This window comes from Aliiglaciecola sp. M165 (assembly GCF_007197995.1).
Taxonomy (GTDB): Bacteria; Pseudomonadota; Gammaproteobacteria; order Enterobacterales; family Alteromonadaceae; genus Aliiglaciecola.
Map to the genome: position 1 here is coordinate 238,752 of NZ_VKKH01000008.1, position 17,746 is coordinate 256,497.

Annotated in this window: 13 protein-coding genes; 9 read left to right on the top strand and 4 right to left on the bottom strand. The window is 43.8% G+C overall.

Annotated features, from left to right (window positions below):
- Positions 1–14: 14 nt before the first annotated feature.
- The 3 genes from FM019_RS17360 to FM019_RS17370 are packed head-to-tail and all read right to left on the bottom strand — an operon-like array spanning position 15 to position 5,361.
- Complete coding sequence (locus tag FM019_RS17360; RefSeq protein WP_143837229.1) at positions 15–3,002, bottom strand: caspase family protein; 2,988 nt, start codon at positions 3,000–3,002, stop codon at positions 15–17.
- 12 nt (positions 3,003–3,014) lie between these two features.
- Positions 3,015–3,458, bottom strand: coding sequence for a hypothetical protein (locus FM019_RS17365; protein WP_143837230.1), 444 nt, complete (start codon positions 3,456–3,458; stop codon positions 3,015–3,017).
- Complete coding sequence (locus FM019_RS17370; RefSeq protein ID WP_143837231.1) at positions 3,448–5,361, bottom strand: caspase family protein; 1,914 nt, start codon at positions 5,359–5,361, stop codon at positions 3,448–3,450. Before FM019_RS17370 ends, FM019_RS17365 begins: the two co-directional genes overlap by 11 nt.
- Before the next feature lie 416 nt (positions 5,362–5,777).
- Here FM019_RS17370 and FM019_RS17375 point away from each other — a divergent pair, with 416 nt between their 5' ends.
- Positions 5,778–6,251, top strand: a complete 474-nt coding sequence (locus FM019_RS17375; RefSeq protein WP_143837232.1) for a hypothetical protein — start codon at positions 5,778–5,780, stop codon at positions 6,249–6,251.
- Between the two features lie 8 nt (positions 6,252–6,259).
- Here FM019_RS17375 and FM019_RS17380 read toward each other — a convergent pair whose 3' ends face one another.
- The gene (locus FM019_RS17380; RefSeq protein WP_143837233.1) at positions 6,260–6,841 is read right to left on the bottom strand and encodes a cytochrome b; all 582 of its coding nucleotides are present in this window, start codon (positions 6,839–6,841) and stop codon (positions 6,260–6,262) included.
- Positions 6,842–7,190: 349 nt separating this feature from the next.
- On the opposite strand from FM019_RS17380, the gene FM019_RS17385 reads away from it, so the two are divergent.
- The 8 genes from FM019_RS17385 to infB all read left to right on the top strand — a co-directional run bounded on the left by FM019_RS17385 (position 7,191) and on the right by infB (position 17,683).
- The gene (locus tag FM019_RS17385) at positions 7,191–8,324 is read left to right on the top strand and encodes an alanine racemase (RefSeq protein ID WP_221934394.1); all 1,134 of its coding nucleotides are present in this window, start codon (positions 7,191–7,193) and stop codon (positions 8,322–8,324) included.
- A 141-nt stretch (positions 8,325–8,465) separates the two neighbouring features.
- The gene (locus FM019_RS17390) at positions 8,466–9,230 is read left to right on the top strand and encodes an SDR family oxidoreductase (protein WP_143837234.1); all 765 of its coding nucleotides are present in this window, start codon (positions 8,466–8,468) and stop codon (positions 9,228–9,230) included.
- Positions 9,231–9,358: 128 nt separating this feature from the next.
- Complete coding sequence (locus tag FM019_RS17395) at positions 9,359–9,850, top strand: hypothetical protein (protein ID WP_143837235.1); 492 nt, start codon at positions 9,359–9,361, stop codon at positions 9,848–9,850.
- A gap of 132 nt (positions 9,851–9,982) precedes the next feature.
- A complete protein-coding gene (locus FM019_RS17400) occupies positions 9,983–10,345 on the top strand; it encodes a hypothetical protein (protein WP_143837236.1) in 363 nt (120 codons plus the stop codon).
- A gap of 173 nt (positions 10,346–10,518) precedes the next feature.
- Positions 10,519–12,678 (top strand): prolyl oligopeptidase family serine peptidase, encoded by a 2,160-nt coding sequence (locus tag FM019_RS17405; protein WP_143837237.1) that lies wholly within the window; start codon positions 10,519–10,521, stop codon positions 12,676–12,678.
- A gap of 368 nt (positions 12,679–13,046) precedes the next feature.
- Positions 13,047–13,502, top strand: a complete 456-nt coding sequence (gene rimP / locus FM019_RS17410) for a ribosome maturation factor RimP (RefSeq protein ID WP_143837238.1) — start codon at positions 13,047–13,049, stop codon at positions 13,500–13,502.
- A gap of 49 nt (positions 13,503–13,551) precedes the next feature.
- Positions 13,552–15,045, top strand: coding sequence for a transcription termination factor NusA (gene nusA / locus FM019_RS17415; RefSeq protein ID WP_143837239.1), 1,494 nt, complete (start codon positions 13,552–13,554; stop codon positions 15,043–15,045).
- Positions 15,046–15,073: 28 nt separating this feature from the next.
- A complete protein-coding gene (infB, locus tag FM019_RS17420) occupies positions 15,074–17,683 on the top strand; it encodes a translation initiation factor IF-2 (protein WP_143837240.1) in 2,610 nt (869 codons plus the stop codon).
- Positions 17,684–17,746: the final 63 nt, after the last annotated feature.

The window sequence follows — 17,746 nt, forward strand, 5'->3', positions numbered from 1 at the left end:
ATCCTTTGAATATATTAACGAGACCAAAATGGTTGGTCCGTCCATATTAATCCAAAATCTTCCATTAATTTATTCATGGGATACAAAGGCATCGCTTCGTTTTGATCTTTGAAGTCATGTGGGCCATAAGTCTTCCAAGACCAACCCAACCCAGCAACTAATAAACCGCCACCATTTTCCACATACGCTTTAATAACTGCTTTTTCGTCTTCACTAAAATCTGTCCAGGCGTTGGCAATAATAACCACTGCAGCGTTAGCTACAGCCTCTTCAAAAGGTAAATTCTCTATGCTTAAATCGTATTCAGAGCGAGATAGCACGTCACGAATAGTTTGGTAGCCATTTGGATTGTATCTGGGCAGTGTCTCCAAGTGGCCATGAGTGAAATAAACGGTATTCCCCAAGTCTGCCATTAACCAATACAGTGCCAGTTCCAAAAATATTGATTCGCCATTTTCATCGAAATAGGTCAACAGGTTTTCATGGCCTGAGGCCATAATACGGCCTTCTCCATACACCCTGGCGGCGACAAAGGTTCCTTCATTTGGCACAGTAACCAGTGGGCGCCATTGCTCGTCTGTGGCCACCACACCGCCTTGTGACTCTGTGCCTAACATGTCAGATAAGCTAAAGAAATTGCCTCGTTGCAGAATATCTAAATAAACTTGATCGCGAGTTTCACGGGCCAGCCTGGCTTGGTCAGCATGAAAAGTTGCTTCTTCTGCTTGAAATGCTGCTTCCTCTTCAAGAAATTGAGCCTCTTTCTGAAGAAGCTCGTTTTCTGCTGTTTGAAGTTTAGCTTCCTGTTCTTTGATATCTGCTTGAACAGATTTATCGTAGGCAATCAACCCAACAATGGCTAACACTAAAACAATAACAAAAGAGATTATATACTTGCGTCTACGCCCTGATTTTCTCAACTTTTCGCTAGCTAGAACAAAGCTTTTTTCCAACGAATTAAGTTCATTCTCATTGATTTTTGAAAGTGCTTGGGCCAACCTCGGATCGTCGTGCCAGGTAAGGCCTTTTTGTTGTTTGCTGTTTTGCCAATCTGAAGCGGAACGCCAAAGTGAGCGAAGTAGCACTTGAGGGCCCGATTCGCTTAGCCACTCAAGCAATTTGGTCCAGGCCATGACCAAAGTATCATGGGCGGGTTCGATACTGTCATTGTCAACGACCAATAGCCTGGCGTTGACATAATTTTCTAACACTTTATCAACCCGTTTTTGTTCTTCGGGATCTGAGTATTGCAGTTCTTTCAGTTGTATACGCCGCCTCGCAAGGCGCGCCCCATCCTGAGACATCATTCGTAAAAATACTCGTTTTATCGTGCTCTGTGTCAATGTGTCCGCTTTGTCGAATAAATCACTGGCTCTACCGTGTAAAGAGCCTACAACTCCGCCTATTCGTTGATAGTCTTCTCGAAGCAGAGCGCGATCATTTGCACCGGATTCCCGTCGGCGTATCTGCGCGCTGCGATACATTTCAGATAAGGCAAAAGATAAAAGGGGCAGGGCACCGGGCATGGCCATAACTTCTTCAATAATTTCCGCCACTAAAGCTTCGTCTTCAAAATACAATGCCCGGACTCGAGCTGGCCCTTCAATACACTGGCGAAAATCTTCACTACTAAAAGCGGGTACTAAAAACCGATTGTTTTGCCATAACTCTCCCATGCTTTCACTGCTGGCTAATCGTGGCTCAAAATCAGAACGTAGCGTGATCATGATATAAAAGTGATTGTTGTCTTCGATTAATTGACGCAAACGAGCCAAGTACTCAGATTGCAATGTGGCGTCGGTGCAAAGCGTATACAACTCTTCAAATTGATCGATATACAATAACGTATTGCCATCTTTTGCGTTGCTATGGATTTCTTTCATCGCAGCATCTAATGACACCATAGGCACTTCACTCAACCTAATTGAACGGATTATTGTCCAGCCGGCATTTTGAAGTTTAGGTAAAACACCTGCTTTAACAACACTTGACTTGCCAGTGCCTGATGCCCCCACAACCGCGATAAAATCATGACTTTCGGGAGTTTGTAGCTGTTCAATAATGTCATCAATAACCTTTTCACGACCAAACAACAATGCTGCATTCTCGGCATTGTACGAACTAAGACCCAACCACGGATTATTTGAATCGTCCAATGGTGGATCAGGGATGGTATTTTTGGGATGTTTAGGATTGCGAAATATGTACTGGCCTTCATTGTCTGGTCGCAGGGGCCATATTCCAGGCGTTTGATTGCTTCGGGCGTCTGGCGGTACGAGTTCGCTAAAGGCGTATTGATATAATTCCGTGGCGGTAATTACGCCATCAGGTTGATGACTACCTTGGGCTGAATCCGCTTCACCCGATAACCCAGATAGAAGTGCCGCTGCAAAGGGTGAATGACCTTCGAAATGCTCAGCGTCGCGGGTATTATCGCGACCAGGCGCGACGTCCATTGCTTTTTCATCATGTGACGCAGAGGTTAATACTTGCCAAGCCTGGCCTCTCAAAAAACGTTGATACTGACTTTCGTAAAGTGGCTCTTCGATGAATACATCACGGGTGGAAGTCCAGCGAAACGACCCGGCAAAACAGCAATCAAGAATAATCAACATGTGCCGATTTTTGTATGCCTCCAGGGCTTTGCGAATGCGCTCCATGGATACCCAGGACTCTTGCTCTCCTGGCGTTGCATCTTGAGGCAACAGAAACCCTTTAGGGCCTTCACTGCCATCTCCTCTGGCAACACCGTGTCCGGCAAAATAGAGTAAAAACGCACTTTCTTCATGTAATGTTTGGGGTAGATGTTTTTCAATGTGCTCATAAATCGCCTCCGCACTGGCTTGTTCATCCAGCAGGCAAGTGACTTGATAATCGTGATGCTCTTGTAATGCAACTGAGATTGCACTAGCGTCTTTTACCGCACTTTGCAGTGAGCTAATAGTGCCGCGGTATTCATTTATACCAATGACGAGAGCGTGGCCTTGCAATAAATCACTCATTCTATTCCTTGGCTAAAGAGGAGGGAGGCTTTCTTTGGATTTACCCATTGGAATTTTCGGGGCAAAAAACGTAAATATTAACAGCGCTAATGCCGCGTAACTCGGCTTAATTAACTCCGCTTGTTGAAAGCCGTGTCCAATATTTATCGCCCACACTGCAAACGCCAACATACTGATAATGATTTGTGTGGTGTTATCGACTTTTTGAAAAAGTTTCAAATAGAACCAGGTTGCGAATACGCCAACTCCGAGGATGATTAAGCTAAGTGCGACAGAGTTATCCCCATTATCGGTAATTACCCCATCCATTGCCATAAACAGCGCAATGACTTCAGCAGGGATCAGTTTGAGAAGTCGATCACCGTAACCATCCGGTTCGTTAGCTCCATCCATTCCTGGCCCACCGCGTGTCGAGCTATTACCGGCGATTGGGGTATTGACAATACTACGGCCCATTAGATAACTCCTTGGTCTTTTGTAATTCGAAACTTCTGCTTATACCTTGCCAATCTTCGCCGGGTTCAGCCCAACTGATTATCGGGTCGCGTGTGTGAGAACCTTCCATCGCCTGCTGCATCATTTTTTGCAGCAATGTACTAGGTCCTAGTGAACGTGTGCCTGACTGCTGCAACCAAGCAAAGCTAGTTTCATCGGTTGATATCATCGCTTTGAAGGTTTCTCGACCAATAGGCTGTTCAAAATCTGCAGGTACACCTAATTGAATTTTGATTTGATTAAAACCGACCTTTAGGGTTTGCCCGCTTGTTATCTTCTCGCTGTTGTGGCCAGGCGGATAGAATAGTGCAACACGACCGCTCAAGCCGATATCTAGCACGCTTAAAAATAGGTCTCGGTCTTCGTTGTTGATTAATTCAAAAGCAACGCGGTCGCCATGTACAAAAACGGTGTTTTCATCTACTTTGGTCCAATTTGCCCCATCAGTTGAACGATAGACATTGAAATCAACATTGAGCTGGCTTTCTGGATTAGCCAGTTTCAACACATTTTGAGCACGTGATCGAGTTTCCAAATTGCTGATAAAACGAGAAAAGTCATCTTCCTGCTGTAGGTCCTGCAAGGGCAAAACAGGGCGTTCATCTTTGCTCAGCGCTGTCCACTGTGAATCTTTGCTTTGAATACGTAAGTCGGCTGTTGCCGGAGAAGTCGAGACATCCAACAACCCCGACGTGTCAATCATATTTTGCAGCGTAGAGGCGATTTTTTCTGGCACTTCACTTATGTCAATGGATAAGGTTGGGATAGCCACCGGCGAGCTAAGCAAGATGCAACGGCAGTCTTTTGTCAATGTTTTAGCGGTGGATTCTACCGTTGCTTCTGCGGTCAGTGCGTCGACAGACATAACGGTTAATTTGGTTAATGGTGTTGATTGCTCTGTATTGTTGGTGCCAGGAGGATAAACTGCCCATTCACTGCCATTAACCACTCCATGTGCAGCGCCACCGTTAATCGTTACAGTGTTGCCTTGCACACTTTTCAAGTTGAAATATTTTAACGGGGACACCCGATTAGTTCCGAATAAAACCCTATCTCTTCGCCCCTCAATTTGTGGGTGCTGAGAAGGAAACAATGCGGTGATTTGTTGGCTCGCGCTTTCAAAAATGTCTTGATACGTGCTGTCAGGTTTGGCGGCTATCAACGTTTGACTTAACCAATAGGTGAGTGCGCCATGACGCAATTGTGTGCCGTCTTTTTGCAGTGAATATTCGTTAGAAAGTTCATCATCCCGACATCCTGATATCACAACATAAGCATCACTTCTGGGTAAGAAACTGCCGCCCTCAAGATCCCGTGTTGCACTGTGTTTTTGCTTTTGGCTCAAACCCATTTCCTGTGCAGTTCGTGTATCTGCAGGTGCTCCTCGTGCAGTCGCCGCCCAAGGGTCTCGAGTAATTGTCCCTGAATGGCAGCAATCAAAAATCAACGTAATGTTGTCGGTTTTAGTTGATAATTTTTCTAACCATTCACCGATTTCATCATCAGAAATATCCAAATTAGGGTGAGCACCTCGACCACTATCACTTGGCATGATGGTACTGTCCATTCCGCTGCCTTCACTGTCATCTAAACAGGTACGTTGAGAACCGTGTCCGGCGAAATGAAAAACTACGCAATCTCCGGATTGCGCCTCATCAACCAGCTTTTGCATTGCCTGAAAAATTGCAGTTTGGTTTGCATCATCATCGTAAAGCTCACGAATTTCGTTGGCTTGAAAACCAAAATGTGATGTTAATATTGAATGAATTAATCGGGCATCGCTGACACAGCCAGACAAGCCGTATCTTGGATCAAGTTTAGGATATTTATCGATGCCAATTAACAAGGCGTGGTTCCGCGCCATAGGTTGCTCCAAATCTAAAGATGTCTATTAACATAACTGGATGTTGCCTGCGAAAGTCAGCATCACTGATCCAAACGCGTGAGAAGGATGATATTTTCTAATCTTTTGAAATAAAGACACTGCCAGAATTGCTTACCAGCCAACCTTTTTTCGGTTTTCTTGAAAATAGTCTATTTATCTCAGATTACAAGCACTGTAGACAAAATAAACGTTATAAATTAATAGCTAACAGACAATAAGTTAGTTTTCAAAATGCGCTTTGGAGAGCTTTATTTACCCAGTTCGCAAAAAATCAGGTGGAGGTCTGTTGGTTTTCGGTCTATTGCTTAAATTACTTCAATAATAACTGACAAAAAAGATTTAAAGCGCGTGAAGATTATGTATGCTCAAATTTTAACAGCGCCAGTGGACAGGATATGAAAAAAGTCACCTTGGTTGTTTTGATATTTCTGTTTGTGTGGCCTGCTTTTTCTAAGACCTGCAAAGAGTTGATTTCAAGCCAAATCCAAACTAATTTGTCTGCATCTGCACTGTTCAATGTTGATCAACAGCTTTTTGCCGTTGTGTTATGCAAAAAGCAGTCTCCGCAACTTTACGATGTGTTTTACACACAGTTACACGACAAAAACTTACCAAAGCAAAGTGTCCCTTCTGGTATTTTATCTCGTTCTCGACAACCTGTTGATATTACCGGTGAAGCGAAAAGTACGGGATACGTGGTCAAAGAACGCAGTGGCACTCATACCTTTACAGTAAGATTGCGAGCGCGCCTGTCAACAGGAGAGGCCATAGATATTTCGCGCACACTACCCCTGAAAGAAGGAGAGAGTTTGGTGTTTGAAAATCAAGGGATCAATGTGGGCATTGTTAACCTTATTGATACAGATTAGCGCTATGTTTAGCGCGTCATTTTTTGTAGTGTTCGATCTTTTTTAATAAAATGATGATACAACGCGGCGGCAATATGACCAGCAATTAACATCCACACTATCCATGCGCCTAGCAGGTCTTTGTGGAGATAATCGATCGGTTTCTCGAATTCCTCAAAACTCATGTCCATCCATGAAACAACTACCACTTTGAATAACTCGGTATCAGCAAATCGCGGAATGTCGAACATAAAGAAAAAATCTGTACTGAGTCCGGTCCCTAAATAGCCAGTGATTGGCATGACGATCATCATTGCATACAACGCATAGTGGCCTAGGTGGGCGGCGAGGTGCTCTAAACGGGTTCCAGGCTCTTGGCTCGGTGATACGCTGTATATGCGCCAAATAACTCGCAAAACCACGAGTACGCCCAACGATATACCAATGGAAAGATGCAAATGCAGTGCGGTCATATTCACAGATGTATTTGGCTCGGTGAACCATTGGCGAAAATAAACGGTGCAATATGCCAATAAAAATAGCGCCGCTGTGCTCCAGTGCATCCATTTGGCAATTCTTCCATATTGATAAGAAGTGTTTTTTAGTGTCATAACTTTGCAAACTATTTGTCGGTTCGGATATGGCGCAAGAATAAATAATGGCGCAACGATAGAAAATCGGAATATTTCGAATGAATTGTTCGAAATATTTGAAGGGTGTTATGCGGAGAAAATTGAGCAAGTTGGTGGTGGGAATATTGCTGAGTTTTTATTGTTTTATCTATCAAATGTACTTTTAAACTTTAGATGATGTTTGAAATTGTTGAAAGCGACGTAACACTACCTTGGCATAAGAAAATACGCTACAACTTCGATTGCGCAATATAAAGGTTTGCTTTACGGTTGACCTATTCGTTCACTGTCTTTTACCGAGTTATCCTATAAGCTGGAGATTGCCGTCGTGCTGATTAAAGATCTTGATACACCATGTTTGGTGTTAAATAAGAAGCAGGTACAAAAAAATATTGATGCAATGCAATGCCGTATGGATGCCCTCGGTATCACTATGCGACCTCACGGCAAGACCGCAAAGAGTATTGATGTCATCAACCTATTTGAACCTAAGCATAGACAAAAAATAACGGTGTCTACCCTAAAGGAAGCGGAGTATTACTTTGACAATGGTGTTAAAGACCTTATGTACGCTGTCGGTATTGCACCTTGTAAATTACCTAGACTTTTAGCGCTTATTCGTAAAGGCGCAAAAATAAGTGTTGTACTGGATTCACTCCAACAGGTGGCATTTTTATCGCAATGTGGGCATGACAATAATGTGGAAATTCCAGCATTAATTGAAATCGATTGCGATGACCACCGTGCAGGGATTGTACCGGAAGATCCTAAGCTAATTGAGATAGGTCGCGCACTGAATGAATGGCCAGGGGTATGTTTAAAAGGTGTCATGACCCATGCTGGTGGATCTTACGATTGTCAAAGTATTGAGCAAATTAAAAACTTAGCCGAGCTCGAAAAACAAGCTGCACTTAAGTGCGTCGAACGTTTAAATCAAAGTCAGCTCACCTGTGATGTAGTCAGTATTGGATCAACACCAACCGCTATGTTTTGTGAGGAATTGAATGGCATTACGGAAATACGCGCTGGGGTATTCATGTTCCAAGATCTCGTCATGCATGGCTTAGGGATTTGCGAAACTGACGAAATCGCTTTGAGTGTCCTTACTTCTGTAATTGGTCGACATGAGCTTAAAAATTGGCTTCTGGTGGATGCAGGCTGGATGGCGCTTTCTAGAGACAGGGGCACACAAAATCAATCGATAGATTATAAATACGGTCAGGCTTGTGATCTTGCCGGAGTGCCTATTAGGCATTTACTGGTAGAAAGCACTAATCAAGAACATGGCATTTTGGCGTTCTCTTCTCCACCAATAGAGCCGCTCAAAGATACGACCATTGGCACTATTTTACGCATTTTACCTAATCACGCTTGTGCCACGGCAGCGATGCACAATCAGTATTATGTCACCCAAGACAATAAAACGATAAGTGAAGTATGGCAAAGAGTGAATGGGTGGTAGTACTGAACTAGGCTTAGGCACTTGGTTTGTGGCGCATTATTAACACAAGTGATAATAAAATATCGGCAATGGAAAGTATTGTGTGTCGCGTGTCTTTGTTAACCTGCCTGGCAATTTGAAACTAACAGACTCAGAGTGTTCATGGCCAATCATTCTCAATTTGATAAAAAAATCACCCTGGTAACCGGGGCTGCCGCCGGGATCGGTGCCGCAGTGGCTCGTGCATTCGCCGAGCAAGGAGCACATTTAGTCCTGTCAGATATTAACCCCGAAGGGAAACGTTTGGCACAGGAACTTAATGACGAAGGTGCAAGCGTTGAGTTTATTCAATGTGACGTGGCAGATGCTAAATCGGTTGGTGAGCTATTTCAGACAATAAAAGACAAACATGGTTGTTTGCATATCGCGTTTAACAACGCGGGCATTGATATCGAATCAAGTAAACTTGCAGATGGAACTGAGGACGTGTTTGACAACATCATGAATGTAAATGTCAAAGGCGTGTGGCTATGTATGCAACAAGAGATAAAAATGATGTTAGCGTCTGGTGGCGGTGCAATTGTTAACACGGCTTCAATCGCCGGATTAGGGGCTGCGCCAACTATGAGTATTTATAGTGCTAGTAAACACGCAGTCGTTGGTCTGACTAAATCCGCTGCAATTGAATATGCTAAAAAAGGCATTAGAGTGAATGCTGTGTGTCCGGCAGTTATCGACACAGATATGTATCGAAGAGCATTAGAGGGTGATCCAAATAAGGAGCTCGCTATCAGTAAAATGCACCCCGTGGGCCGGATTGGTAGACCTGAAGAAGTCGCTGCCGCCGTACTATATTTATGTTCCGATGCGGCTGGCTTTACGACTGGGGCTTCTTTGCCTGTTGATGGCGGCTCTACTGCTATTTGAAATACTTAGGATAAGATTGATAAATTTTCGTTTTGGTTTCTAGCAAACCATTAGATAACATAAAACGTTTTAGCGTTGGTTGGTATTTTACTGATGCCTAAAGAATAACAACAAAAACTGGAGTTCACATGCCTGAAATATCACCCTTTGGATGGTTTCATACCGCAGCTGGCATTATTGCCGTATTAAGTGGAATATACACCTTGGTTGTTAACAAAGTGATTCGTTGGGATGATCTGGCGGGTAAAGTATATTTAGTCTGTACATTAATTGCTGCCGCTTCTGCATTGGCTATTTTCAGGCAAGGTGGCTTTAACGCAGCCCACGCATTGGCAATTTTAACACTGCTTGCATTGTTTGTAGGGACAGTTGCAGAGCGAACCCAACTTCTCAAAGGATTGTCAGCATACGCCCAGGCCATGTGCTATTCCGCAACCTTGTTGTTTCACATGATCCCAGCGATTACTGATGGATTGATGCGTTTGCCGGTTGACGATCCCGTAGTAAAAAACATAGAAGACCCGTTACTGAAAAGCTTCTATCTGGCTTTCCTAATCACTTATGTAATCGGATTTGCACTTCAGGTCATATGGCTAAGAAAGCAGTCGGTTAACACCTAGGTGCGCTTTGTTTTTCAATTCCTCGCCCAGTCTTAGCACGTTGGGCGAGCTAATCGGCTTTGCATCATATGTTGCATGAAGACTAAATGTTTGGAATGATAAGCCTTAGGCACATTACCTAAAACGAATTTTATGCCCTATAAAGTGTTTGAAGAAGATGATCACGTTTATGTTAAGTTTCATCACGCTGTCGACGCGCTAGATATCGTACAAATCACTGCCGATGAAGCCTTCATAAAACCTTTTCGAGAGAAGCGCAAAGTCGTCCACGATTTTTCTTTTGCAAAATCCGTGGACATCGACATGCGTGAAATACGTGAAATTGCTGTGTTGTCAAACGTCGAATCTAATTTCACTGAATCTCTTACAGGGATTGTGATCCCTTTTGATGAGGAAGCACTTGAACGAATCGAAGCCTTAAGCGCTGCGATTCGTAATGAAAAGTGGATTGTTCATATTGCAAAAGATTACGAGCACGCCAAGACATTGTTATAAGCAGTTGGATTGCCACTATTCACTGTATCGGGATAATTCCACATCTCATTTAATTAAATTAGTTTCTGTCGTTTGAAAAAGTAACCTACTTCGCGCAATATCGCGTACTCAAAATTAACTTATAAATTCCCTACAAACCCATCCCAATAACTCTTCAGGAGTCGAAATAAAAAATGAAGTATCTATCAATGCTGTTATGCGCAGCACTCATCACAGGGTGTGCAGATAACAATGGCTACCATGCAACCCAGCAAAACGCTGCGAAAAACGACAGTCAAACTGCCCCTGCGATTGCTTATCCATTGACTCGAAAAGACAACACTGTGGACAGTTATTTTACTACCCAAATAGCTGACCCATATCGATGGTTAGAGGATGATATGAGTGAAGAAACTGCTCAGTGGGTCAAGTCGCAAAATGTAGTGACCTTTGATTACCTCAATGGCATTGAGTCCAGAGATGTGCTTAAACAGCGCCTAACAACATTGTTTGATTATGAAAAAGTCGGCGCTCCTTTTAAGGAAGGCGATTACACCTATTTTTATCAGAACGATGGGCTACAGAATCAAAACGTACTCTATCGCCAAAAAGGTGATGGGGAACCTGAGATCTTCCTTGACCCTAATACGTTTAGCGAAGATGGAACTACATCCTTAGCTGGCGTGTTTTTTAGTGTTGATGGCAGTTTGGCAACCTATTTAATTTCTGAAGGTGGTAGCGATTGGCGCACTGCAATAACATTAAATTCTGCAACCAAGGAAGAAGTGTCTACACGTATTGTAAACATCAAGTTTAGTAGTATTTCTTGGAAGGGTAACGAAGGATTTTTCTATTCCAGTTATGATAAACCTGAAGGCAGTGAACTGTCTGCAAAAACTGACCAACACAAGCTTTATTACCATACATTGGGAACCTCGCAGAGCGGAGACAAAGTTGTGTATGGAGCTACGGATGAAGAGAAACACCGTTACGTTGGCGCCCAGGTTACCGATGATGGAAAATATGTGCTCATCTATGCGACCAATGCAACGTCAGGTAATAAACTTTTTATTCGCGATTTGACGGACCCAAATAATCCACTTGTCATTATGAGTGGTGACGGTAAATCTGATACGTATTTGCTCGAAAGTGAGGGTGAACGACTAATTTTAGTCACTAATCTCGATGCACCAAACAAGCGGATTGTGGAAGTAAATGCGACCATGCCGCAGTCTGAGAATTGGGCAGACCTTATCGCACATACGGAAAATGTGGTCACACCTACTACTGCGGGTGGATTTATTTTTGCCCACTACATGCTAGATGCAATTTCAGCAGTTAAACAGTTTGATATGAATGGTAACCTTGTCAGGGAAGTGGATTTACCTGGCGTGGGTCGTGCCAGTGGGTTTAACGGCAAAAAGAATGAAACGAATATTTACTTCAATTTTCAAAACTACAAAACACCCAACAGCATCTATCAAATCGATGTCAATTCTGGCGATGTATCGCTTTATCGTAAGCCGGAAATTCAATTCGACAGCGATCAATACGAATCAAAACAAGTTTTTTATCCATCAAAAGACGGCACCAAAATACCTATGATATTGACCTACAAAAAAGGTATTGAATTAAACGGGAAAAATCCAACGCTTTTATATGGGTATGGTGGGTTCAATATCAGTTTGACTCCTCGCTTTAGCTCCACTGTGGCCGCGTGGCTACAACAGGGTGGCGTTTATGCTGTAGCCAACATTCGAGGCGGTGGTGAGTACGGCAAAAAATGGCATAACGCAGGCACGCAGATGCAGAAACAAAATGTGTTTGATGACTTTATTGCTGCTGCAGAGTTTTTAATAAACAAAAACTATACATCTTCAGATTTCTTGGCAATACGCGGTGGTTCAAACGGTGGTTTGCTGGTGGCGGCAGTGATGTTGCAGCGCCCTGAGCTATTTAAGGTTGTTTTGCCCGCTGTTGGTGTTCTAGATATGTTGCGTTATCACACCTTCACTTCTGGCGCTGGTTGGGCATATGACTATGGCACCTCTGAGCAAAGCAAAGAGATGTTTGACTATTTGCTTGGGTACTCGCCTCTGCACAATGTTAAAGAAGGCATTGAATACCCCGCTACACTAATCACCACTGGTGATCATGATGATCGGGTTGTTCCTGCTCATTCGTTTAAATTCGCAGCAGAGTTGCAAAGTAAACAAAGCGGTAACAACCCAATCTTGATCCGGATTGAAACGAATGCCGGACACGGTGCGGGTACGCCAACTAGCAAAACTATTGAGCAATATGCAGATATTTATGGATTTGTGCTTCACAATATGGGATTAGAAGCCAAATAACTAAAGAAAGTCTCAACAGCTCCTAAATGGAATAAAATTTGGCCACAATGCATAGTTCATCTTGCAAGAATGCATTGTGGCCTTTATACTATGCCCCATCTTTTGAGACGGGCTCCCTCTGATTTGGATAGTAACGTCTTAGCTAGTTAAAGAAATGCAAGTTTTCACGCATTTATCCATTCCGATTTTATCAGACGTGCGCTTGCGACCACTTACTCCCTATTGATTGAATACACCATTAATAGGATTGTCTTAAGTGGACTAGGGTCCAGAAACAAAAAGCCCCGCTTGTACGGGGCTTTTTGTTGCAAATTTTGGTTTTCTGTATCTGGGCATATCGCCCTTTTTTTGTTTTTGGAGTTTAATTTTTGTCACAACTTGAACAGAAATTGACAGAGATGTTGAATGCACCCGTTGAAGCCCTTGGCTTTGAATTACTGGGTATCGAGTTTGTTCGTGCCGGTAAACATTCGACACTTAGAGTGTATATCGATCACCCCGATGGGATAACGGTAGACAATTGTGCCGACGTAAGTCTTCAGGTGAGTGCAGTAATGGATGTCGAAGATCCAATCAGCACTGAATATAACTTGGAAGTTTCGTCTCCAGGTATGGATCGTCCGTTATTTAAAGAAACACATTACCAGCAATGTGTCGGTGAGATCGTGTCGGTAAGGCTGAGAATGCCGATGAACGAGCGTAGAAATTTTAAGGGTTCCTTGATTTCAGTGGAAAACGGAAATCTGACGATTGAAGTTGACGGCCAAAACTATGTTTTAGCGGTCGCCAATATCGAAAAAGGTAATCTGGTTCCAACATTTTAAAATAGATTCGTATTAGGGCTTTCTCAGGGAAGCAATCAGTGAGGCAACGATGAATAAAGAAATTTTGTTAGTGGCTGAAGCCGTTTCAAATGAAAAACAAGTTCCCAAAGAGAAAATTTTTGAGGCTTTGGAATTTGCAATAGCCAGCGCGACAAAAAAGAAAAACGATGGCGAAATCGAAGTTAGAGTCAATATTGACCGCGAAACAGGGGATTTTGATACGTTCCGTCGCTGGGTTGTTATTCCTGATGATCAGGAACAAGAAAACCCTTACGCAGAAATTACGCTTTCAGCGGCACAAGTTGAAGATCCTGACGCTGTTTTGGGTGACTTTGTAGAAGATCAAATTGAGTCTATCGCTTTTGACCGAATTACCACGCAAACCGCAAAGCAGGTTATCGTACAAAAAGTAAGAGAAGCTGAGCGTGCTCAGATGATTGCTGAATACGAAGATCGCGTTGGTGAATTGGTCACCGGAACAGTCAAAAAAGTCAATCGTGATAATGTGATCATTGACCTGGGTAACAATGCCGAGGGTGTGATTTATCGCGATGACATGTTGCCAAGAGAAACCTTCCGTCCTGGCGACCGTGTGCGTGGTTTGTTATACGTCATACGCCCAGAAGCTCGTGGTGCTCAGCTATTTATTAGTCGCACCCATCCGGACATGCTAGTTGAGCTTTTCCGCATCGAAGTGCCTGAAATCGCAGAAGAAACGCTAGAAATTAAATCTGCTGCACGGGATCCAGGTTCACGAGCAAAAATTGCAGTGAAAACCAACGACAAGCGACTCGATCCAGTTGGTGCTTGTGTGGGTATGCGAGGTTCACGTGTACAGGCAGTGTCTGGAGAGCTTGGTGGTGAGCGAGTAGATATCGTGTTGTGGGATGAAAACCCTGCACAATTCGTAATCAATGCAATGGCGCCAGCAGAAGTTGCTTCGATCGTAGTTGACGAAGACGCTGGAGCAATGGACGTTGCTGTTGAGGCAGACAATCTCGCACAAGCTATCGGTCGCAGCGGGCAAAACGTGCGTTTAGCTAGCCAACTAACAGGTTGGACGCTTAATGTTATGACAGTTGAAGACTTGAACTCGAAACATGAAGAAGAAAACTCGAAAGTTCTCTCTGTGTTTATTGATGCATTGGACATTGACGAGGATTTTGCAACAGTGCTGGTTGAGGAAGGCTTTTCAACAGTTGAAGAGATTGCTTATGTTCCGGTTAATGAACTACTTGCAATTGAAGGTTTCGACGAAGACATGGTCGAAGAATTACGTTCTCGTGCCAGAGATGCGTTAACTACCCAAGCACTTGCTAACGAAGAGTCTCTTGAAGCGTCAGAGCCCAAAGAGGAGCTACTTAATTTAGAAGGTATGGAGCGACACGTCGCATTCGTACTTGCAAGCCGAGGTATAACCGATCTCGAAGGTCTGGCCGAACAAGGTACAGACGAAATCAGTGATATCGAAGAACTAGACGAGAAAAAAGCCGGTGAGTTAATTATGGCTGCGCGTAATATCGTTTGGTTTAACGAAGAATAATTAAGATCAACAAGAGGAATACAGCTATATGGCAGAAGTCTCCATCGAAAAACTCGCCACCGACATTGGTACTCAAGTTGATCGTCTCGTTCAGCAATTTACTGACGCAGGTCTAACGAAAAAGCCAGGTGATATGGTAAGCGAAGATGAGAAGCGTCAGTTGCTTGATCACCTGAGTAAATCTCATGGTGGACATGGTTCTGAGGGACCGAAACGCATGACGTTACAGCGTAAGACAACCAGCACTCTTAGTGTAGGCAAGTCTAAAGCGGTTAAAGTCGAAGTTCGCAAAAAACGTACCTATGTAAAACGTTCTGATGTGGAAGAAGCACGCTTGGCTGAAGAAGAAGCTAAACGTAAGGCTCAAGAAGCACAAGAAAAACTTGAAGCCGAGCAAAAAGCGGCTGAAGAAGCGAAAAAAGCGGCAGAAGAGAAAGCGCGCAAAGCTGAAGAAGCGAAGAAAAAAGCGGCTGAAGAAAAAGCAGCACGTGCAGAACAAGCGAAAAAAGAAGCCGCGGCTCGTCAACAGGAAGAGCAAAAGCTAACACCTGAAGAAAAAGCCGCGCAAGATGAAGCGCGTGCAGAAGCTGAACGTATGCGTAAGGCTCAGGAAGAAGAAGCACAGCGCAAGCTTGAAGAAGACGCGAAAAAAGCGGCTGAAGAAGCTAAACGTTTAGCTGAAGAAAACGAACGTCGTTGGAAAGAAGAAGAAGAGCGCCGTAAAAAGGAAGAAGCTCAAGAAGTTCATCTTCATACCAACCGTTATGCTCAAGAAGCTGAAGACGAAGAAGACGCTCAGGTTGAACGTGGCTCTCGTCGTCGTAAAAAATCTAAGAAGAACGCTGGTGCTGATCTCAAACACGGCTTCAACAAGCCTGCTCAACCGGTAGAGCGTGTTGTTCGAATTGGCGAGACCATCAGTGTAGGCGAGCTTGCCAACAAGATGGCGATTAAAGCGACCGAAGTGATTAAGTCCATGATGAAAATGGGCGAAATGGTCACCATTAATCAGGTGCTTGATCAAGACACCGCCGTATTGGTGGTTGAAGAGCTAGGTCACAAATATGAGCTAGTCAATGACAACGCACTTGAAGACGAATTGTTAGCAGATAAAGCCTCTGGTGATAAAGAAAACCGTGCTCCTGTAGTGACTATTATGGGGCACGTTGACCATGGTAAAACATCATTGCTAGACCATATTCGTCGCGCAAAAGTTGCCGACGGTGAAGCAGGTGGGATCACACAGCACATCGGTGCTTACAGTGTTGAAACTGATAATGGTCGTATCGCGTTCCTTGATACGCCAGGACACGCGGCGTTTACCGCCATGCGTGCTCGTGGTGCTACGGCGACTGATATTGTTATTTTGGTTGTTGCAGCCGATGATGGTGTTATGCCACAAACAAAAGAAGCGATTCAGCATTCTCGTGCTGCGGGAGTTCCTCTAATTGTCGCTGTTAACAAAATGGACAAAGAAGCGGCTGATCCAGACCGCGTAAAAACCGAACTTTCTCAACTGGAAGTGATTTCAGAAGAGTGGGGCGGTGAGCATCAGTTCGTTCATGTTTCTGCTAAAACAGGGATGGGGATTGATGAGTTGCTTGAAGCGATATCATTGCAAGCCGAAGTTCTAGACCTTCAGGCTGTTCCTAAAGGACCAGCTAAGGGTATCGTCATTGAATCGCGCCTTGATAAAGGTCGAGGCCCAGTTGCTTCGGTACTTGTACAAGAAGGTGAATTGAAAGCCGGCGATATTTTATTGTGCGGTATTGAATACGGCCGTGTTCGTGCAATGCGTGATGAAAACGGTAAAGAAGTTTCCGTTGCCGGGCCTTCTACTCCTGTAGAGGTGTTAGGTTTATCAGGCGTACCAGTAGCAGGTGAAGACGCGTTAGTGGTTCAAGATGAACGTAAAGCCCGTGAAGTTGCCAGTAAGCGTCATATCAAACAACGTGATCTTAAGTTAGCAAAACAACAAAAAGCTAAGTTGGAAAACATGTTTGCCAACATGGAAGCGGGTGATGTTAGTGAGCTAAATGTTGTACTTAAAGCGGACGTACAAGGTTCGGTTGAGGCGATTTCTGAGTCATTAACAAAACTTTCTACTGACGAAGTGAAAGTGAATATTGTTGGTAGTGGTGTAGGTGGAATTACCGAAACCGATGCGAGCTTAGCTGCTGCATCAAGTGCTATTGTTGTTGGTTTTAACGTCCGTGCCGATGCAACTGCTCGTCGTATGATTGAAGCAGAAGAAATCGATTTGCGTTACTACAGCGTTATTTACGACTTGATTGATGAAGTGAAACAAGCGATGAGCGGTATGCTTGCGCCAGAGTTCAGACAAGAAATCATCGGTCTTGCCGAAGTTCGTGATGTATTCAAGTCACCTAAACTTGGCGCAATCGCCGGGTGTATGGTAACTGAAGGTAATATCAAACGCAGCGCACCAATCCGCGTACTTCGTGAAAACGTGGTGATTTACGAAGGCGAACTTGAGTCACTTCGTCGCTTTAAAGATGACGTTCAGGAAGTTCGAAGCGGTATGGAATGTGGTATCGGCGTTAAGAATTACAACGATGTTAAGGTCGGAGACCAAATCGAAGTATTCGAGACTGTCGAAGTGAAACGCGAAATCTAAATCCGTTATTCGCAATTTAGTTAAAACGGAGGCTGCGGCCTCCGTTTTTGACTGCAAATTAGG